The 22,655-nt window shown below is 29.7% G+C and carries 11 protein-coding genes, 2 rRNA genes and 1 pseudogene; 12 read left to right on the forward strand and 2 right to left on the reverse strand.

From position 1 onward, the window contains the following. Window positions 1–14: 14 nt before the first annotated feature. Window positions 15–2,909: ribosomal RNA gene (locus K645_RS01495) — 23S ribosomal RNA — on the forward strand. Between the two features lie 55 nt (window positions 2,910–2,964). After that, window positions 2,965–3,075 (forward strand): 5S ribosomal RNA (gene rrf, locus K645_RS01500). Between the two features lie 3 nt (window positions 3,076–3,078). On the opposite strand, the gene K645_RS01505 is transcribed toward rrf, so the two are convergent. Continuing rightward, window positions 3,079–4,791 (reverse strand): ribonucleoside-diphosphate reductase subunit alpha, encoded by a 1,713-nt coding sequence (locus K645_RS01505; RefSeq protein WP_022565115.1) that lies wholly within the window; start codon window positions 4,789–4,791, stop codon window positions 3,079–3,081. Window positions 4,792–4,801: 10 nt separating this feature from the next. Beyond that, window positions 4,802–6,618 (reverse strand): annotated as a pseudogene (gene rpsA, locus K645_RS01510) (30S ribosomal protein S1). A 160-nt stretch (window positions 6,619–6,778) separates the two neighbouring features. Here rpsA and dnaE point away from each other — a divergent pair. From dnaE to trxA, 10 genes are all read left to right on the forward strand, one after another. Continuing rightward, the gene (gene dnaE / locus K645_RS01515) at window positions 6,779–11,077 is read left to right on the forward strand and encodes a DNA polymerase III subunit alpha (protein ID WP_022565117.1); all 4,299 of its coding nucleotides are present in this window, start codon (window positions 6,779–6,781) and stop codon (window positions 11,075–11,077) included. Window positions 11,078–11,244: 167 nt separating this feature from the next. Beyond that, on the forward strand, window positions 11,245–13,014 hold the full coding sequence (locus K645_RS01520) for an argininosuccinate synthase domain-containing protein (protein WP_041936004.1): 1,770 nt from the start codon (window positions 11,245–11,247) through the stop codon (window positions 13,012–13,014). Beyond that, the gene (gene argC, locus K645_RS01525; protein ID WP_022565119.1) at window positions 13,007–13,987 is read left to right on the forward strand and encodes an N-acetyl-gamma-glutamyl-phosphate reductase; all 981 of its coding nucleotides are present in this window, start codon (window positions 13,007–13,009) and stop codon (window positions 13,985–13,987) included. The genes K645_RS01520 and argC overlap by 8 nt, the downstream gene beginning before the upstream one ends. A 2-nt stretch (window positions 13,988–13,989) precedes the next feature. Continuing rightward, window positions 13,990–15,123, forward strand: coding sequence for an aspartate aminotransferase family protein (locus K645_RS01530; RefSeq protein WP_041936005.1), 1,134 nt, complete (start codon window positions 13,990–13,992; stop codon window positions 15,121–15,123). Between the two features lies 1 nt (window position 15,124). Then, window positions 15,125–16,231, forward strand: coding sequence for a glutamine-hydrolyzing carbamoyl-phosphate synthase small subunit (gene carA / locus K645_RS01535; RefSeq protein ID WP_041936077.1), 1,107 nt, complete (start codon window positions 15,125–15,127; stop codon window positions 16,229–16,231). After that, complete coding sequence (gene carB / locus K645_RS01540) at window positions 16,228–19,458, forward strand: carbamoyl-phosphate synthase (glutamine-hydrolyzing) large subunit (protein ID WP_022565122.1); 3,231 nt, start codon at window positions 16,228–16,230, stop codon at window positions 19,456–19,458. Before carA ends, carB begins: the two co-directional genes overlap by 4 nt. Before the next feature lie 14 nt (window positions 19,459–19,472). Then, complete coding sequence (locus K645_RS01545; RefSeq protein WP_041936006.1) at window positions 19,473–20,429, forward strand: N-acetylornithine carbamoyltransferase; 957 nt, start codon at window positions 19,473–19,475, stop codon at window positions 20,427–20,429. After that, complete coding sequence (gene argB, locus K645_RS01550; protein ID WP_022565124.1) at window positions 20,426–21,202, forward strand: acetylglutamate kinase; 777 nt, start codon at window positions 20,426–20,428, stop codon at window positions 21,200–21,202. The genes K645_RS01545 and argB overlap by 4 nt, the downstream gene beginning before the upstream one ends. Next, window positions 21,193–22,272, forward strand: coding sequence for a M20 family metallo-hydrolase (locus K645_RS01555; protein WP_022565125.1), 1,080 nt, complete (start codon window positions 21,193–21,195; stop codon window positions 22,270–22,272). The genes argB and K645_RS01555 overlap by 10 nt, the downstream gene beginning before the upstream one ends. A 58-nt stretch (window positions 22,273–22,330) precedes the next feature. Then, window positions 22,331–22,654, forward strand: a complete 324-nt coding sequence (gene trxA / locus K645_RS01560; protein WP_022565126.1) for a thioredoxin — start codon at window positions 22,331–22,333, stop codon at window positions 22,652–22,654. Window position 22,655: the final 1 nt, after the last annotated feature.

A 22,655-nucleotide genomic window follows, 5' to 3' on the forward strand; every position in this document is an offset into this window, starting at 1 on the left:
ACAATGATGAAAAGATAAAAGTTATTAAAGGGCGTATGGTGGATGCCTTGGCTCTGAGAGGCGAAGAAGGACGTGATAAGCTGCGATAAGCTGCGGGTATTGGCACATACAAGTTAATCCGCAGATTTCCGAATGGGGAAACCTATCATATTTATATGATATTACTTTATATAGTAAAGCAAACCTAGAGAACTGAAACATCTAAGTATCTAGAGGAAAAGAAAACAATAGTGATTCCGTTAGTAGTGGCGAGCGAAAACGGAATAGCCCAAACCATTATGGTCTAGGCTATAATGGGGTTATAGGTCTACAAATAAGTGATTATTTTTCTATAGCAGAATGATTTGGAAAAATCAATCATAGAAGGTGATAATCCTGTATGTAAAATGGAAAAATTGCATAAGTAGTAACCTGATTAGGACGGGACACGGGAAATCTTGTCTGAATTTACCGGGACCATCCGGTAAGGCTAAATACTCCTCAGAGACCGATAGTGAACTAGTACCGTGAGGGAAAGGTGAAAAGTACTTCGAATAGAAGGGTGAAATAGATCCTGAAACCATACGCTTACAAACTGTCGGAGCTTCTTCGTGAAGTGACGACGTGCCTTTTGCATAATGAACCTACGAGTTAATTTTTCCGGCAAGGTTAAATAGTTCAGCTATGGAGCCGTAGCGAAAGCAAGTCTGAATAGGGCGCGTATAGTCGGAGGAATTAGACGCGAAACCGAGTGATCTATCCATGAGCAGGTTGAAGCTGTGGTAACACACAGTGGAGGACCGAACCGGTAGACGTTGAAAAGTCTTCGGATGACTTGTGGATAGGGGTGAAAGGCCAATCAAACTCGGAGATAGCTCGTACTCCCCGAAATGCATTTAGGTGCAGCATCGTGTGAAATAATACAGAGGTAGAGCTACTGATTGGATGAAGGGGTTTCATCACCTACTAATTCCTGACAAACTCCGAATGCTGTTATTATATTTCACGGTAGTGAGGGCATGGGTGCTAAGGTCCATGTCCAAGAGGGAAACAACCCAGACCATCAGTTAAGGCCCTTAAGTATATATTAAGTTGAGTTAACGAAGTTTAGTTACTGAGACAGCTAGGATGTTAGCTTGGAAGCAGCTATTCATTTAAAGAGTGCGTAACAGCTCACTAGTCGAGTGATTAAGCATGGATAATAAACGGGCATAAATATATCGCCGAAACTATGGGATTGATATTAATTATCAATCGGTAGGGGAGCATTGTAATAGCATAGAAGTTATATTGTGAAATATGGTGGAGCTATTACAAAAGAAAATGTAGGTATAAGTAACGATAATGCGGGTGAGAAACCTGCACACCGAAAAACTAAGGGTTCCTCAGCTATGTTAATCAGCTGAGGGTTAGTCGGGCCCTAAGATGAAACCGAAAGGTGTAATCGATGGAAAACCGGTCAATATTCCGGTACTTACTTTTATTGCGATAGGGGGGACGGAGTTATGAAACTGTCGCGTACGGACGGATGTGTACGTTAAAGTAGTTAGGTATAAAATATATTGGAAAATCCGTATATTTTGCTGATCTACAATAGTACCACAAACCTTCGGGTAAGTGGATAGTGCAGGTAAGAGCTTCCAAGAAAAGCCTCTAAGCTTCAGATAAAAGTAATCCGTACCAAAACCGACACAGGTAGTTGAGGAGAGAATCCTAAGGTGCTCGAGTGATTCACGGCTAAGGAACTAGGCAAAATGAACCTGTAACTTCGGGAGAAAGGTAGCCTTCCTTTAAAGAAGGCCGCAGAGAAGAGATCCAGGCGACTGTTTATCAAAAACATAGGACTCTGCTAAATTGAAAAATGAAGTATAGGGTCTGACACCTGCCCAGTACTGGAAGGTTAAAGAAAAAGGTTAGCTTCGGCAAAGCTTTTGACTGAAGCCCCAGTAAACGGCGGCCGTAACTATAACGGTCCTAAGGTAGCGAAATTCCTTGTCGGGTAAGTTCCGACCTGCACGAATGGTGTAACGATCTGGAAACTGTCTCAGCCGTGAGCTCGGTGAAATTGTAATATCGGTGAAGATGCCGATTACTCGCAATGGGACGAAAAGACCCTGTGAACCTTTACTATAGCTTCGTATTGATTTCGATTAAAAAATGTGTAGGATAGGTGGGAAACTTTGAAGCATTGTCGCTAGGTAATGTGGAGTTGTCCTTGAAATACCACCCTTTTTTTAGTTGAAATCTAACTCAATTAAAAAAATTGAAGACATTGCGTGGTGGGTAGTTTGACTGGGGTGGTCGCCTCCTAAAAAGTAACGGAGGCTCCCAAAGGTACCCTCAACACGTTTGGTAATCGTGTGTAGAGTGTAATGGCATAAGGGTGCTTGACTGTGAGACTGACAAGTCGATCAGGTACGAAAGTAGGGCATAGTGATCCGGTGGTTCCGCATGGAAGGGCCATCGCTCAAAGGATAAAAGGTACTCCGGGGATAACAGGCTAGTCTCCCCCAAGAGCTCACATCGACGGGGAGGTTCGGCACCTCGATGTCGGCTCGTCACATCCTGGGGCTGAAGAAGGTCCCAAGGGTTGGGCTGTTCGCCCATTAAAGTGGCACGCGAGCTGGGTTCAGAACGTCGTGAGACAGTTCGGTCTCTATCTATTGCGAGCGTTAGAAGCTTGAGTGGACCTGATTCTAGTACGAGAGGACCGAATTGGACGAACCTCTGGTGTATCAGTTGTATCGCCAGGTGCATCGCTGAGTAGCTATGTTCGGAAGAGATAAGCACTGAAAGCATATAAGTGCGAAACTCTCCACAAGATTAGGCTTCTTTTAAGGGTCGTTGAAGATGACAACGTTGATAGGCTATAAGTGTAAAGACAGTAATGTCATAGCTGAGTAGTACTAATTACCCATAAACTTTTGATCTTTCATCATGTATATTATGTTTTGTTTTTTATAGTATTGTTTTTTAGCATTTTTTTAGGGTGGTTATAGCAATGTGGCCCCACCTCTTCCCATCCCGAACAGAGAAGTGAAACACATTAGCGCTGATGGTACTGGTTTATTCTGGGAGAGTAAGTCGCTGCCCTATTTTTTATAATAAACTTTCTAAATATAAATCTCTATTTTTTGTATCTGCACGAAGAATGCTTTCACTTCTATAATAATAAAGACTTTTTAATCCTATTTTCCAAGCTTCAATATGTACTTTATTTATATATTTTGCTGGAGTTTCTTGATGAAAAGAAAGATTTATACTTTGTCCTTGATCAATATATTTTTGTCGTATACTGGCTTGTTTAATTAATTCTAATTGATTAATCTCTTTGAAACATCTAAAAACATTTTTTTGTTTTTCATTAAGGGCGGTTAATCCAAGGCAAGACCCTTTTTCATTGGCTATCTGTTCCCAAACTTCTGGAACATTATATCCATTTTTTATAAGTATTTTTTCTAAATAAGGATTTTTACGAATATGCATTCCTTTTGAATCATCGTCTACATATATATTTGCAGCTAAAGGTTCCACTCCTTGAGAGAGACCACCAGCTAATTTAGCCGAACTTCTATTAGGAGCCATTGCCATTAATGTCAGATTTCTTCTTCCTGTTCCTATATTCCATTCAGATTCTCCATATTCTTTGGCCAAATACTTAGTCGCTTTTTGAGATTCCAATTGTATATATCTAAATATATCATGTGTCAATACTTCAGATTTTATAGATATAAAAGGAATCATATTAGACTGTAAATATGAATGCCAACCTAAAGCTCCTAAACCTAAAGCTCTACTTTTTTCTGCAAAACGAACAGCATCTTCTATTCCCCGTATATGTTTTCCTTTATCAATAAATTCTTGCATCACTGCATCAAGGAATAAAATAGAATAAAAAACAGTGTTTGTATTTTTCCATTCTACATATTTATATAAATTTAAAGAAGAAAGGCAACATACAAGAGTATGACTTTCATCTGTCGGTAACATAATTTCTGAACAAAGATTACTATGATGTATTTTTAATCCATGTTTTTTCCAATTTTCTGGAAGGTTTCTATTAGCATTTTCTTGAAAAAAAAGGTATGGTTCTCCAGTTTTAACACGTTCTTTAAGAGTATCAATCCATAAAATTCGTTCTTTTCCGTTTTTTTTTAATACTTTCTCCATAAAAGAATTAGAAATTCTTACACCTTGATGAATATTATGACATTGACGATTAATATCTCCCTTAGGTTCCCTGATCTTTAAAAATTCTGGATATTCTTTATGTTCTATGTTTAAATAAATTGCGACTGCACCTCTACGTGTTCTTCCCTGTTTACTAGCTATTATGGTACTATCATATGATTTAATAAAAGGAATAATTCCATCAGATGTTCCCAATGTTCCATTTTTTATGAAACTACCTACAGGTCTAATCAAACTAAAATCATAAGATGTTCCTCCACCATGTTTGCTAAGTATAGCCATCTCCAAATTTTTTCTATATATTTCATGCATACTATCACCAACTCTTCCAGAGAAACAACTAATAGGTAAACCTTTTTCTGTTCCAAGATTTACCATAACTGGAGTAGAAGGAATTAGCCACCCCCTCCAAAAAATTTTAAAAAATTCTTCTTCTATTTTCGGTTTTTTCAAAATTCTTGCCGCATTTTTTGCCAATCTTTTATATGCCTCAAAAGGAGTTTCTCCATCTAATAAATATCCACCTTTAATTGTAGTTAAATATAATTCATTATTAGCCCAAGCGGGAAAATCTTTTTCTACTTTCCATCCTTCTTTTTCTGCAATAGGGTGTGTTTTCATTATTTTAGAACTATTTATTTTTTTCTTTTTCTATTTGTTCTTTTAGTTTAGCTAATCCTTCTATATCACCAAGAGTTGATCTCTCAAATTTTCTATTTCTTGCACGTAATTCTTTTTTTTGTTTTTGATCTTTATCGCGGAAAACAGACGTATGAGAGACTACAATTTTTTTAGTTTCTTTATTAAATTCAATTATTTTAAAATTAGTTTTTCCCCTTTTTTTAGAAAGGTTCCGTCTTTTTTTTCTAAAAAACGTAATGGAGAAAAAGCTTCTATTTTTTGATCTTCCGTAAATTTTATAGAAGCACCCTTATCAAATAAATTTGATATCATCCCATTGTGAATACTTCCTACATAATAAATTTTTTCATATTTTTCCCACGGATTTTCTGTTAATTGTTTATGTCCTAAATTTAATCTTCTTGCTTGAGTATCAAGAGCGAGTACAATAACTTCCAATTTATCATTTATATTGCAAAATTCGGAAGGATGTTTTATTTTTTTAATCCATGAAAGATCATTAGTATAAATAATTCCAGAAATTCCTTTTTCTAATTCTAAAAAAACTCCAAAATTTGTAAATTTTTTTACAATTCCAGTATGTTTTGATCCTATAGGATATTTTTCCTGTATATTAATCCAAGTATCTGGAGTTAATTGTTTTACACTTAAAGACATTTTTCTTTCCTGACGATCTATGGTTAAAATAATAGCTTCTAATTCATCTCCTATTTGCACAAAATCTTGAGGAGAAGACAAATCCGTAGACCAAGACATCTCACTAATATGCAATAATGCTTCTACACCTGGAATAATTTCAACAAATGCTCCATAATCAGTTAAAACACTAACTTTTCCTTTTACTTTACTTCCTACTTTTAAATTTTCATCTAAAGAGTTCCAAGGATGAGGTTGTAATTGTTTCAATCCTAATTGAACACGATTTTTTTCTTTATCTACACCTAATACAACAAATTTTAATTCCTGTTCCAATTGGACTACTTCTGTAGGATGATTAATGTGTGGCCAACTCATATCAGTAATATGAAGTAAAGCATCTACACCTCCTAAGTCTACAAATGCACCATAAGGAAGAATATTTTTTATTTTTCCTTCTAATACCTGGCCTTTATCTAATTTCGATATCATTTCTTTTCTTTGTTCTTCAATATCTCTTTCTATCAATACTTTATGAGAAACAACAACATTTTTTGTTTTTTGATTAATTTTAACAACTTTTACCTCCATAGTTTTCCCAACATAAGTATCATAATCTCGAACGGGTTTCACATTGATATGGGATCCAGGTAAAAAACATTCTATGTCAAATATTTCAACGATTAATCCTCCTTTTGTTCTGGCTGCAACATAACCTAATATGACCTCTGATTTTTCATATGCTTCATTAATACGTTGCCAGTTCCTTAACATTTTTGCTTTTTGATATGAAAGAATACATTGTCCTTTATAATCCATTTTGACAACCATCACTTCTATTTTGCTTCCGATTTGAATATTTAAATTTTCTCTAAATTCACTTATAGGTATAGCCCCCTCCGCTTTAAACCCAATATCTACAATAACAATTTTATCCGAAACATATGTTACAATTCCTTGGTATATTTCTAATTCTTGAACATTTGGTAAAGTTTTTGTGTATATTTCTTCAAATTTTTTTCTTTCTTTTTGTATGTCATTATTTAAATGAGTTTCATATTTCGTCCAATCGAAACTTGTTTTTATGTTTTCTTGATCGTTCAATTTTTCATTTTTTATTTCATATGAAATAGGTAATTTTTTTTTTATTTCTTCGGTTTGATTAGACATAATTTTTATTATTTTTTCAATATATTATATTACATTACATGGACAGAGAAACTAGAATATAATAGTTTTTAGCATTCTCATTTATTTATTTTATTTTAAAAAAAACAGGTAATACAAAACTAATAATTTTTCAGTAACTTTTTCTACTAATTGAAATAAAATGTACCTCATTGTTGATACCGAAACAACAGGATTGCCTGTATCCTATAATTTTCCAATTACTCATATAGATCATTGGCCAAGAATAGTGCAAATTTCATGGCAAAGTCATAATATCATAGGCGATTTAACAGAATTCAAAAGTTTTATTATTAAGCCAGATCATTATGATATTCCTTTTAATGCTTTTAAAATTCATGGAATAACTAATGAAAAAGCAAAAAAATATGGATTTGATTTAAATTTTGTATTACATGAATTTCAAAAATCTCTTAATAAATCTCAATGTTTAATAGGTCATAATTTAAAATTCGATATAAAAATTATTGAATGTGAATTTTTTAGAAAAAAAATGGAGATTTCTTTTAAGAAAAAAAAATATGACACTAAAGATATTTCTACTTCTTATTGTAAATTACCAGGAATTGGAAAAAGATTAAAATGGCCTACATTATCTGAATTATATCAAAAACTCTTTGAAGAAAAAGCTCCAAATTTACATAATGCAGCCAATGATGTAAAAGCCACAGCTCGTTCTTTTTTGGAATTATTGCGTATCGGAATAATATCACATCAAGATATAGGAATAAAAGAAGATACAATATTAAAATTTAGAAAAAAATATTCAAAAAAAATCCCCTCTTCTGTAGTTTCCTTTAAGGAAGGAGAAGGATCTCATATTTTTTTAGAAGAAAAAAAAGAAAAAATTTTTGAAAAAAATTTAAATTTCGATAATAAAAAAAAGGAAAAATTAAAAAAAAAAAATATTCTCATATTCATAATCATACCTATTTTTCTATTCTTTATTCAACTAGACATTCAATCTCTAGTGGAAAGAGCTATATATTTTAATATGCCAGCTGTAGGAATAACAGATTATGGAAATATGATGGGGTCTTTTCATTTCTTAAATGCTGTTCATTCCATAAATAAAAAATATTTTCCGAAAAAATCAATCAAAGGAATCGTAGGTTGTGAAGTATTTATTTCAGATAATTATTTACAAAAAAAATTTACTAAAGAAGAACCAGACCGACGATATCAACAAGTTTTTTTATCTAAAAATAAAAAAGGTTATCATAATTTAGCTAAACTTTGTTCATTAGGTCATACGGAAGGTTTTTACGCTGGTATTCCTAGAGTCGGAAAAAACTTGATAGAAAAGTATAAAGAAAATTTAATTGCTCTTACTGGAGATTTAAATGCAGAAATTCCATATACTATATTAAATGATGGAGAAAGAAAAGCAGAAAATATTTTCTTATGGTGGAGGGATCTTTTTGGTGATGATTTTTACGTAGAATTATTACGTCATGGTTTAGAAGCAGAAGATTATGTAAATAATATATTACTAAAATTTTCAAAAAAACATCACGTAAAATATATTATACAAAATAATACTTTCTATTTAGATAAAAAAGAAGCAAATGCTCATGACATTTTACTTTGTGTAAAAAATGGAGAAAAACAATCGACTCCTATAGGAAAAGGGAGAGGTTATAGATTTGGTTTTCCCAATACAGAATTTTATTTCAAGAGTACAGAGGAAATGAAAAAAATATTTTTTGATCTTCCGGAATCTTTTGATTTTTTGGAAGAATTAATCAATAAAATTGAATCTTATCATCTTTCACACAAAATATTACTTCCCAAATTTCAAATTCCGAAATCTTTTGAAGATCCTATAGATAAAATAGATGGAGGAAATAGAGGAGAGAATCGTTTTTTAAAAAAAATAACTTTTGATGGAGCTAAAAAACGTTATAAAAATATTACTAAAAAAATTGAAGAAAGAATTTTTTTTGAATTAAAAACAATAGAAAAAATTGGATATCCTGGATATTTTCTCATTGTTCACAATTTTATTTCTCAAGCTAGAAAAATGAATATTTCAGTAGGACCTGGAAGAGGATCAGTAGCCGGATCCATTGTTGCCTATTGTATAGAAATAACTAATATAGATCCAATAAAATATCATCTTCTTTTCGAACGATTTTTAAATCCGGATAGAATTTCTTTGCCAGATATTGATATTGATTTTGATGATAGAGGACGTGAAAAAATTATTGAATGGGTTGTGAAAAAATACGGAAAACATCAAGTGGCACAAATTATAACATATGCTACGATGGGAGCAAAATCGTCCATAAGAGATATTGGTCGCGTATTAGATTTGCCTTTAAAAGAAGCAGATAGAATAGCAAAAATGGTACCCAATATGTTTTCGTTAAAAAAAATTTTATACGAAAAAAATGTATCAGAAAAAATAATAAGTAAAGAAGAAATGAACAATATCCGAAAATTGAGAGATTTTGCGAAAAATAAAGATACATTAGAAGGAAAAGTTTTACAACAAGCAGAAATCTTGGAAGGGACGATAAGAAGTACAGGAGTACACGCTTGTGGGATTATAATCAGTCCAAATGATATTCAAGAATATGTACCAGTATCTATATCAAAGGAATCAAATTTGTTACTGACACAATTTGATAATCATGTGGTGGAACATGCTGGATTATTGAAAATGGATTTTTTGGGATTGAAAACTCTTACTATTATTAAAGACACTATAAATATTATCAAAAAAAAACGGATTAATGTGAATATTATGACAGAGGATTTTTCTTTTTTGAAGGACGAGAAGACATATCATATTTTTCAAAAAGGAGAAACTGTTGCAGTTTTTCAATATGAATCTCCAGGTATGCAAAAATATTTACGTCAATTAAAACCTGATAAATTCGATGACTTAATTGCAATGACTGCATTGTATAGACCAGGTCCTTTACAATACATTCCTAATTTTATCTCCAGAAAACATGGAAAAGAAGCGATCACGTATGATTTACCAGAAATGGAGGAATTTTTAAAAGAAACTTATGGAATAACAATATATCAAGAACAAGTCATGTTAATAGCCCAAAAAATAGCTGATTTTAGCAAAGGAGAAGCAGACATTTTGAGAATCTCTATGGGGAAAAAGAAAAAAGACAAACTCAATAAAATGAAAAATTTATTTCTCAATCAAGCTATAAAAAAAGGTTATCCTAAAAATATTTTAGAAAAAATATGGAAAGATTGGGAGTATTTTTCTTGTTATGCTTTTAATAAATCTCATGCTACATGTTATGCTTATATAGCTTTTCAAACTGCTTACTTAAAAGCACATTTTCCATGTGAATATATGGCTTCTGTACTGAGTAATAATATGCATAATATTAAACAACTTACTTTTTTCATAGAAGAATGTAAAAAAATGAATATATCTGTCATCAGTCCGGATATAAATGAAAGTGATTCTTTTTTTAAAGTAACTGATTTTAATTGTATTAGATTTGGTCTTGCTGGAATAAAAGGAGTTGGAAAAAATGCTGTTAAAATTCTTCTTCAAGAAAGAAAAAAAAACGGACCTTATACCTCTATTTTTAATTTGGTTAAAAGAGTAGATTTACGTGTAGTGAATAAAAAAACTTTAGAAAGTTTAATTTTATCCGGATCTTTAGATAGTTTTCATATTAATAGAGAGCAATATTTTTATATTGAATTTAATGAAAAACTAAATACTTTAGAGAAAATTATTAGATTTGGATCCAAATTACAAAAAACTAAAAATGAGGAATATAATCGACCTATTATTATGAAATGTAATTTATGGAGTAATATATATAAATTATCCAAAGAAAAAGAAGTATTGGGTGTTTATACTTCTGCACATCCTTTAGATGATTTCTATTATGAAATAAAATATTTCACAAATATTTCATTAGAAGAATTAAATAAAAAAGAATCCCTTCTCATAGGAAAAAGAATGTATGTATGTGGAATTTTATCAAAATTAGAAAAAAAAACATATATAAAAAATGGAATAAAATATGGCATTTTTTTATTAGAAGATTATAATTCTTCTAAAGAATTTAGAATTTATGGACAACAATATTTGAGATATGAACCTATTTTAATTCAGAATAATCCGCTACATATATGTTTTTCTATTGAAAAATCAAAACACCAAAAAAAATATAATATTTTACATATAGAAAACACACAAAATGTTTTAAATAAATTGGTGCATAAACTGATAATAAAAATCAATATAAACAATTTAAATAATGTGTTTATTAATAATATAGAAAAACTTTTCTCTCAACAAGTAGGAAACAAAAAGTTGAATATCATTCTTTATGATGAAGTAGATAAAGTTTTTTTAAATTTCGAATCTGTAAAATATGAAATTAATATTAATTCAAGTTTTTTAAAAAAATTAGAGGACTTCAAAGGGTTTGATTTTTGTTTAAATTAAAATTGATCAATACAAGATCAAGACTGATCTTAATTAAAAAGACTTTATTAAATTTGTATTTGGGCATAGATAGAAAAGTAAAATATATGAAGCATTATTCATACTACTACTCCCAATCGGGACAACGCGTTTATTTTTTTCTTCTTAGTAGGTTCTTACAAAGAAAAATGAAGATAAAAGTTAGAGTATCTCATGAAGAGGATACAAAATATGCTTTCTTAATTTGCAAAAAAATTAAGGAATCAGCAGAAGTCAGAGGAACTGGAATCGCAAAAAGAGATCCAGAATATATTAAATCAAAAATTATTCATGGAAATGCGGTAATTGCTTTTTTTGATGGAAAATTAGCGGGATTTAGTTATCTTGAAACTTTTCAGAATGAAGAATTTGTTGTTAATTCCGGTTTAATTGTTTTTCCTCAATTTAGAAAACAAGGATTGGCAAAAATTATTAAAACTGAAATTTTTAAACTTTCTAGAAAAAAATTTCCAAATTCTAAAATTTTTAGTATTACAACAAGTAATCCAGTTATTAGAATCAATACAAAATTGGGATTTAAACCTGTGTCTTTCAGTGAATTGACTCATTCAGAAAAATTTTGGAAAGGATGTCAAAGTTGTGCAAATTTTGATATATTAACCAGAAACAAAAGAAAAATGTGTTTATGTACAGGTCTTTTATACAATCCAAATACGGATAAAAATAAAAAACATAAATCTAAAAGAAATTATTTATCTACTGGAGACAAAATTGTTTTAGCTTATAGTGGGGGTTTAGATACCTCTTATTGTTTAAAATATTTAGTACAGGAAAAATATGAAGTTCATACAGTTATTATTAATACAGGAGGTTTTAATAAGGATGAATTATATCAAATTGAAAAAAGAGCTTTAAGCATTGGATCTAAGTCGCATAAAACTATTGACGCTATAGAAGAATACTATCAAAATTGTATAAAATATCTTATATTCGGAAACGTTCTTAAAAATAATACTTATCCGCTTTCAGTCAGTTCAGAAAGAATTTTTCAGGCTATTAAAATAGCGCAATACGCTACTTATATTCAAGCAAAAGCAATTGCTCATGGAAGTACAGGAGCAGGGAATGATCAAGTTAGATTTGATATAGCTTTTCAAATTATTTGTCCGGATACAATAACTTTATCTCCTGTAAGAGATATGAAAGTATCTAGAAAAGAAGAAATTGAATATTTAAAAAATAAAGGAGTCTCTATTTGTTGGGATAAAGTTAAATATTCTATTAATAAAGGAATTTGGGGAACTAGTATAGGAGGAGAGGAAACTCTTACTTCTTATCACGATTTTCCTGAAGAAGCTTATCCAACAAAATTAAAGAAAAAAAAAGTGAGAATTATGGAGTTAGAATTTGAAAAGGGAGAATTAGTAAGTGTCAATAAAGAAAAAGGAAAAGCTATAAAAAACATAATAAAAATTGAAAAAATAGCTTCAGAATTTGCTATAGGAAGAGGAATTCATATAGGAGATACTATTTTAGGGATTAAAGGAAGAGTCGCTTTTGAAGCTTCAGCTGCAATTATTATTATCAAAGCCCATCATTTATTGGAAAAACATATTCTTACAAAATGGCAACTTTATTGGAAAGAACAATTATCCAATTGGTATGGTATGTTGCTCCATGAAGCTCAATATTTAGATCCTGTTATGCGTGATATAGAAAAATTTTTAAAAAGTACACAAGAAAGATTAACCGGAACTGTAGATATCATTCTTTATCCTTATAGATTTCATTTAGTAGGAATCAAATCTAAATTTGATTTAATGACATCTTCTAATATGGCTAAATATGGAGAAATGAATTATGCTTGGACAGCAGAAGATGTTAAAGGGTTTACTAAAATTTTGAGTAATCAAATGAAAATATATCACAATTTAAATAAAAAGAAAAAGAATGATTAAAATAGGTATTATAGGAGGGGCTGGATATACTGCTGGAGAATTAATTAGATTGATGATTTATCATCCTAAAATGAGTCTTAAAAATATAGTTAGTAAAAGTCATGCAGGAGAATTGATTCATGTAGTTCATCAAGATTTATTAGGCGAAATCAAAAATATAAAATTCTCTCGTAGTTTAAGCAAAGAAATAGATATTGTATTTCTTTGTTCCGGACATGGACAATCTAGAAAAGAATTGAAATTAAATAATATATCAGAAAATACAAAAGTAATTGATTTGAGTCAGGATTTTAGAATTAAAATTCAATCGGTTTTTAAGAATAGAAATTTCGTTTATGGATTACCAGAATGGAGAAAAGAAATCATAAAGAAATCTAACAATATAGCCAATCCTGGATGTTTTGCCACATCTATTCTTTTAGCTCTTTTACCATTAGCTAAAAATCAATTATTAAAAAATAATATTCATATTAGTGCTATAACAGGTTCTACAGGAGCTGGAAGAAAATTAAGTGATACGAATCATTTTAGTTGGAGAAATAATAACATTTCTGTTTATAAAATTTTTAAACATCAACATTTGCAGGAAATTGAACAAACCGTTCATCAAATACAAAACAATTTTTCTTCTAAAATTTATTTTGTACCTTATAGAGGTAATTTTTCTAGAGGAATTATAACTACTTTATATACTCATTCTGTTCTTTCTTTAGAAAAAAATCAGGAAATATATAAAGAATATTATAAAAACCATCCATTTGTAATGGTTTCTGATATGAATATTGATATTAAACAAGTGATCAATACAAATAAATGTTTTTTATATCTTCTTAAAGAGAAAGATCAACTGATTGTTGTCAGTATCATAGATAATCTCATAAAAGGAGCTTCTGGTCAAGCTATACAAAATATGAATATTATGTTTGATTTGGATGAAACTTGTGGTTTAAGATTAAAATCTGTTCGTTTCTAAAAATGAAATTATTTGACGTTTATCCTATTTTGGATATAGAATTAAGTAAGAGTAAAGGATCTTATATTTTTGATGTACAAGGAAATATGTATTTAGATTTTTATGGAGGACATGCTGTCATTTCCATTGGACATTCACATCCATATTATGTGAAAGCTTTGATAGAACAAATACACAAAATTTCCTATTATTCTAATAGCGTTTATATTTCTCAAAAAAATAGATTAGCTTCTCTACTTGGAGATATTTCAGGATATAAAAACTATTTATTATTTGTATGTAATTCTGGTGCAGAATCTAATGAAAATGCATTGAAAATCGCTTCTTTTCATACAGGGAAAAAAAAAGTTATTGCTTTTAAAGGTTCTTTTCATGGAAGAACAAGTGGGAGTCTTTCGGTAACGGATAATTACAAATTAACATCCCCTTTTAATGCTCAACATGAGACCATATTCGTAAATTATAAAGATTTTTATTCCTTAGAAAAGGAATTAAAGAGTCAAGAAATTTGTGCTGTCATTACTGAAGGAATACAAGGTGTATCTGGAATTATAGATCCTGGTTACGATTTCTTTTATAAAGTCGGAAGTTTTTGTAAAGAATACAATACAATATTGATTATAGATGAGGTCCAAAGTGGATACGGAAGAACAGGATATTTTTTTTCTCATCAGTTGTATCCTATTAAACCGGATTTAATTACTATAGCTAAAGGTATGGGAAACGGATTTCCTATAGGAGGGGTCCTTATCCATCCTAAATTTAAACCATATTATGGAATGTTAGGAACTACTTTTGGAGGAAATCATTTAGCTTGTACAGCTGGGATTGCTGTATTAGAAATTATACAAAAAGAAAATTTAATTGAAAATGCAAAAAAAATGGGAAAAATTTTGTTGGAAGAATTACGGCTTATTCCTGAAATAAAAGAAATTAGGGGGAGAGGACTGATGATAGGGTTAAAATTTAATTTTCCCATTCAGGATTTAAAAAATATTTTAATTTATAAAGAAAAAGTATTTGTTGGGACGTCTAATAATCCATATGTTTTACGATTACTTCCTCCATTAAATATTAATGGGAATCATGTAAAATTATTCCTTAAAAAGTTAAGGAATGCCTTATCATATCTATAATATGGAAAATAAAATAAAAAAAGCAATTCTTATATTAGAAGATGGAACTCGGTATGAAGCTTATCATTTAGGAGCACCAATATCCTCTTCTGGTGAAGTTGTGTTTAATACGGCTATGACCGGTTATACAGAAAGTATTACAGATCCTTCTTATAAAGGTCAAATATTGACTTATACTTATCCCATAATAGGAAATTATGGAATCCCATCTTCTTCTTGTAGAGAAGAATCTATTTATGAATTTTATGAATCCGATAAAGTTCAAATATCCGGGCTTGTTATTTCTTATTATTCTAATCGTCCGTATCATTGGAATATGAATAAAACTTTATCAAATTGGTTGTATGAAAATGGAATTCCTGGATTATATGGTGTAGATACCAGATTTATTGCAAAAAAACTTAGGAAAAATGGAGGATCCATGTTAGGTAAAATTTTAATGAAAAATGAAGATCTTCCTTTTTATGATCCAAATCAGGATAATCTTTCTGAAAAAGTATCGATAGACAAAAAAATTATATATGGAAATGGAAAATATAAAATATTACTTGTAGATTTTGGTTTAAAGAATAATATATTACGTTGTCTCTTACGAAGAGATTGTTCTATTATTAGAGTCCCATGGGATTATGATTTTACAAAAGAAGAATATGATGGATTAGTCCTTTCTAATGGACCTGGAAATCCTAAAGTTTATAAAAAACCGATACATTATCTTCGTATAGTTATGAAAAAAAAACGACCTATATTTGGTATATGTTTGGGGAATCAACTTTTAGGGATAGCAGCAGGAGGAGATACTTATAAATTGAAATATGCACATAGAAGTCATAATCAACCGGTTTTGTCATTAAAAACAGGAAAAAGTTTTATTACATCACAAAATCATGGATATGTTTTAGATACAAAACATATTTCTGGAGAATGGAAAATATTTTTTAGAAATTTAAATGATGATACTTGCGAAGGAATTATTCACAATTACAAACCTTTTTTTTCTGTACAGTTTCATCCAGAAGCTTCAAGTGGACCTAAAGACACCGAATTTTTATTCGATTTTTTTATAGATTCAATTAAAAAAATAAAGAATCTTTCAAAATTAGTATGAAAATAATAAATAAAGTACTCATCCTGGGATCAGGTGCATTAAAAATAGGAGAAGCAGGTGAATTTGATTATTCTGGTACACAAGCATTGAAAGCCCTTAAAGAGGAAGGAATTTATACTATATTGATAAATCCAAATATCGCCACAGTTCAAACTTCTAAGGAAGTTGCTGATAAAATTTATTTTCTTCCTTTAACTTTATTTTTTATTAAACGTGTTATAGATAAGGAAAGACCACAAGGGATTTTATTATCTTTTGGGGGACAAACTGCATTGAATTGTGGAATTCAGCTTTTTAAAGAAGGGATTATAGAAAAATATCAAATTCAAATTTTAGGGACTTCTATAGAATCTATTATTCGTAGTGAAGATAGAAACTTATTTAGAAATAGACTAACTCATATTCATATCAAAACAGCAAAAAGTTTTGTGTCCCATTCTGTGGATGATGCTATTTCTTATTCTTTAGAAATAGGATTTCCTGTTATCATCAGATCAGCTTATACTCTTGGAGGTTTAGGAAGTGGTTTTGCTAAAAATGTTAATGATTTAAAAAAGATAGTGAATAAGGCTTTTTCTTATTCTTCTCAAATTATTATAGAAGAATATTTAGAAGGATGGAAAGAAATTGAATATGAAATAGTTAGAGATAAATATGATAATTGTATTTCCGTGTGTAATATGGAAAACTTTGATCCGATAGGAATTCATACAGGAGAAAGTATTGTTGTAGCTCCGTCGCAAACCTTAACAAATTCTGAATATTATAGTTTAAGACAGTTAGCGATACATATAGCTAGAGATTTTCATATAGTAGGAGAATGTAACGTTCAGTTTGCGTTAGATCCCAATTCAGAAGATTATCGTGTTATTGAAATGAACGCGCGTCTTTCTCGTTCTAGTGCTCTTGCTTCTAAAGCCACAGGTTATCCTTTAGCTTTTGTTGCTGCAAAACTATCTTTAGGGTATGGATTACATGAATTAAAAAATTCTGTAACTAAAAATACTTCTGCTTTTTTTGAACCTGCATTAGATTATGTAGTATGTAAAATCCCTAGATGGGATTTAAATAAATTTTATGGTGTTTCTAATAGGATTGGAAGTAGTATGAAAAGTGTAGGAGAAGTTATGGCTATTGGAGGTTCATTTGAAGAAGCTCTACAAAAAGGAATTCGTATGTTGGATATAGGGATGCAAGGATTCATTAATATTATGAATAGAACAAAACTGAAATCGACTCAATTGTTAAAAAAACATCTAAAAAAACCTACAGATCAAAGAATTTTCTTTTTGGAAGAGGCTTTAGAGAAAGGTTTTTCTACAAAAGAAATACATCATTTAACAAAAATTGATCCATGGTTTTTACACCAACTTGATAATATTTTTCAAACAAAAAAAAAGATAGATCGTTTTGATAGTTTTATAGATCTTCCAGAAGAATTATTACGAAAAGCGAAAAAAGAAGGTTTCTCTGATATACAAATAGCTAGTATTTTTTTCAAAAAAAATCAAAATCACAATATTTCTGATTTAGAACAAAAAATAAGAGAACATAGAAAAGTAAAAAATATCGTTCCATATGTAAGACAAATTGATACTTTAGCTTCTGAATATCCGGCACATACAAATTATTTGTATTTAACATATCATGCGATTCAACATGATATTACTTATGAAAAAGATAAAAAATCTGTTATTACATTAGGATCTGGTGTTTATAGAATTGGAAGTAGTGTTGAATTTGATTGGTGTTGTGTAAATGCATTAAATACGATTCATAAAGAATCTTATAGATCTGTAATGATAAATTATAACCCGGAAACAGTTAGTACTGATTTTGACGTATGTGATCGATTATATTTTGAAGAACTTACTTTAGAACGTGTATTAGATATTATTGAATTAGAACAACCTAAAGGAACAATTGTATCCATGGGAGGGCAAATTCCTAATAATTTAGTTTTAAAACTTTATGAAAAAAAGGTAAAAATTTTAGGAACTTCTCCTGTATCCATAGATAAAGTGGAGAATAGATATAAATTTTCTAATGCCATGGATTATTTAAAAATTAAACAACCTAGATGGAAAGAATTATCTGATTTTAATGCAATTTGTCAATTTATAAAAGAAGTAGATTTTCCTATATTAGTTAGACCTTCTTACGTCCTTTCTGGAGCAAACATGAGTGTGATTTCTAATCAAGAGGAATTACAGTGTTATCTTCGTGAAAAAGTATCTATATCTTCTGAATATCCATTAATCATTACAGAATTTATTCAAAATGCTAAAGAAATTGAACTAGATGCTGTTTCTCAAAATGGAAAAATATTGTATTATGCTATATCAGAACACGTAGAATTTGCAGGAGTCCATTCAGGAGACGCAACATTAGTATATCCTCCATATAATCTATATTTATCCACATTGAAAGAGATCATTCGTATATCTGAAAAAATATCTATATATTTTAATATATCTGGCCCTTTTAATATTCAATTTTTATCTAAAGATAATGAAGTAAAAGTAATTGAATGCAATTTAAGAGCCTCCAGAAGCTTTCCTTTTGTATCAAAAGTTTCTCATTTTAATATGATTGAGTTAGCAACTCAAGTTCTTCTTTCCAAGAATAAAAATAAAATAGAACCTAATTTTTTTGTTACAAATTATTTGGGGGTAAAAGCTTCTCAATTTTCTTTTTCTCGTTTACAAGATGCAGATCCTATTTTAGGTGTAGATATGGTTTCCACAGGAGAAGTAGGATGTTTAGGAGATACTTTTGATGAAGCACTTTTAAAATCTATGTTGTCTGTAGGTTATACCGTTCCCAAAAAAAATATATTAATATCTGGAGGACCTATTGAATCTAAATTAGATCTTTTAGAAGTTATAAAACTTTTGCATCAAAAAGGGTATATATTATTTGCTACAGAAGGGACCAATCGTTTCTTATCTTATAATGGAATTCCTTCGATAAAAGTTTATTGGCCTAATGTAAAAAAATATTCAAATGTTCTTGAGTTAATCAAAAATAGAAAATTGGATCTCATTATTAATATTCCCAAAAATCTAAGCAAATCAGAGTTGAATAATGATTATACTATTAGACGTTATGCCGTCGATTTTAATATCCCTCTCCTCACGAACGCACGGTTAGCAAAAGCTTTTATACAAGCATTTTGTAATTTATCTGTAGATCAATTATTTATAAAAGCTTGGGATGAATATTGAATATAAATAAGTTTATGAAAAAATTTTTTAGCGTAGAAGATGTTTCCGATGTACATAATCTCATTAAAGATGCTTTATCTTTAAAAAAAGATCCATATGATTTTCAACATATTGGAAAAAATAAAACAATCGGATTGGTTTTTTTTAATCCTAGTTTACGTACAAGAATTAGTTGTCAAAAAGCCGCTTTTAACCTAGGATGTCATACTTGGGTATTAGATATTCATAGAGATTCTTGGAAAATTGAAATGAATGATGGAAGTGTTATGAATATTACACAAGAACATCTTAAAGAGGCTATTTCTGTAATGAGTATATATTGTGATATTCTTGCAGTCAGAACTTTTCCGAATCTTTCAGATAAAAATTATGATTATCAAGAAATTATTTTTAATAAAATATTAAATTATTCAAGAGTTCCAGTAGTTAATATGGAAAGTGCGACTTTGCATCCTCTACAGTCTTTGGCAGATGTTATGACAATTGCAGAATATACTTCTTTTTTTAGAAAGAAATGTAAAGTAGTATTAAGTTGGGCTCCTCATGTGAAATCATTGCCTCATTCCGTCGCAAACTCTTTTTCTCAATGGGTATCAAAGATAGAACAGATAGATTTTACGATTACGTGTCCAGAAAAATACGATTTATATAAAAAATTTTCAAATAAAGCTTATACGACACATAATCAAAATGAAGCATTTATAAATGCAGATTTTATTTATGCCAAAAATTGGAGTAGTTATTTGAATTATGGAAAAATACTTTGTAAAAATTCCGATTGGATGATCACTGAAAAAAAAATGAAACTAACCAATAAAGCTAAATTTATGCATTGTTTACCTGTTAGAAGAAATATTGTAGTAGAAGATACGGTTTTAGACAGTAATTCTTCCATAGTATTGCAACAAGCAGAAAATAGAATTTACGCTTCACAAATAATTTTTTTGAGAATGTTACAATCTTTATCATGAAAATTCATGTAGTAAAAATGGGAGGTCATTTAATGAATAATCATAAGAGCCTTCATAATTCTTTGAAAGCTTTTTCTGAACTACAAGGACACAAAATATTGATTCATGGAGGAGGAAAAAAAGCAGATTTTATTTCAAAAAAAATGGGAATCCCCACAAAAGTGATACAAGGCAGAAGAATAACAGATAAAGAAACTTTAGATATAGTTGTTATGACGTATGCAGGGATAATTAACAAAAATATTGTAGCTATATTACAATCTTATCATTCTAATGCTTTAGGTTTATGTGGAGCAGATGGAAATTGTATTCAATCATACTTACGTAAAATATCAAATATTGATTATGGATATGTGGGAGATGTTAATGTAAAAAGTATTAATACACATTTAATAAAATTTTTATTAATAAATAATATCATTCCTGTATTTTGCTCCATTACACATAATGGAATGGGAAATCTACTTAACACAAACGCAGATACAATAGCTTCTTATATAGCTATATCCTTAGCTAAAGACTTTGAAGTAGAGTTACATTTTTGTTTTGAAAAAAAAGGAGTTTTGCAAAATGTACAGGATTCTGAGTCTTATTTAAAAAAAATAAATTTTGATTTATTTAAAAAAATGAAAAAAAATCATACCATAGCAAATGGTATGATTCCTAAATTGGAAAATGCTTTTTTTGCATTCCAAAATGGAGTCGATAAAGTGAGTATAGGTCTACCTCATCATTTAAATGATGTAAATAATAAGACTGTACTATGTCTGTAGTTAATTTACAAGTTTTAAAAGAAGAAGCCATACAACTTCTGATTCAAATCATCAATACACCTTCTATATCTGAACAAGAAAATAAGGTTTCTTTTTTGATAGAGGATTATCTTCATCAGCATGGATTTCATGTAAAAAGAAAATATAACAATATATGGACTGAAAATAATAATTCTTATAAAAAAGAAAATATTCCAACTATATTATTAAATTCTCATCATGATACGGTAAAACCAGGAAAAAATTGGAGCACAGATCCTTTTACTGCTGTTCAACAAAACAATAAACTAATTGGATTAGGGAGTAATGACGCTGGAGCTTCTATCGTTTCATTGATATCTGCTTTTATATATTTAAGCAGTTTGTCTGAATTACCTTATAGATTAATACTTTCTATTACTGCAGAAGAAGAAATATCTGGGACTTTAGGTGTAAGATCAATTTTACCTGAATTAGGATCTATAGATTTAGGAATTGTGGGAGAACCTACACAAATGCAAGTAGCTATTGCTGAAAAGGGATTAATCGTATTAGATTGTGTAGCTGAAGGGGAAACAGGACATTCTGCAAGAAATACAGGAATCAATGCTATTTATATAGCTACAAGAGATATAGAATATTTAAGATATTTTTCTTTCGATAGAAAATCTGAATTGTTGGGTTTTCCTACTATAAATGTCACTCAAATAAAAGGAGGAATACAACATAATGTCATACCTGATATTTGTACTTTTGTTATAGATATTAGAACTAATGAATTATATCAAAATGAGGAATTGATTGATATAATTCGGAATCAAATTCATTCTAAAATGAAACCGCGTTCTTCACATTCAAATTCATCTTTCATAAATCCTATGCATCCTATTGTTTTAAAGGCTAAATTGATAGGAAGAAATACTTATGGGTCCCCGACTCTTTCGGATCAAAGTATAATGCCTTTTTCTACTATTAAAATGGGTGTAGGAGACAGTGGACGTTCTCATACGCCTAATGAATATGTTTGGATTTCTGAAATTATGGAAGGAATAGATATTTATATTTGTTTGTTAAAAGATTTCAATTTTTGAAGTTGAAACAAAAAAAGGTAAATTTGTTATTATATTTTTTAAAAAAACTGGAAAAAGTATGTTACAAGAAATAAACGATGACAATTTTGAAAAGTTGATTTCTGAGTCAGAAAAACCTATTCTTGTAGATTTTTGGGCGCCATGGTGTACTCCATGTAGAGCTTTGTCTGTTCTATTAGAAGAAATATTTTCTGAATATCATACAAAAGTATCAGTTTTCAAGTTGAATGTAGATAATAACCCTAAAATTTCTTCTAAATATGAAATACGTAGTATTCCTACTATGATTTTTTTTAAAAATGGAGAAAAAAAAGATATTCATATTGGTGTCCTTTCTAAAGAAGACATAAGAAAAAAATTGGACGCTTTAATTGTTACATAAT

The sequence above is a fragment of the Blattabacterium sp. (Nauphoeta cinerea) genome (assembly GCF_000471965.1).
GTDB lineage: Bacteria > Bacteroidota > Bacteroidia > Flavobacteriales > Blattabacteriaceae > Blattabacterium.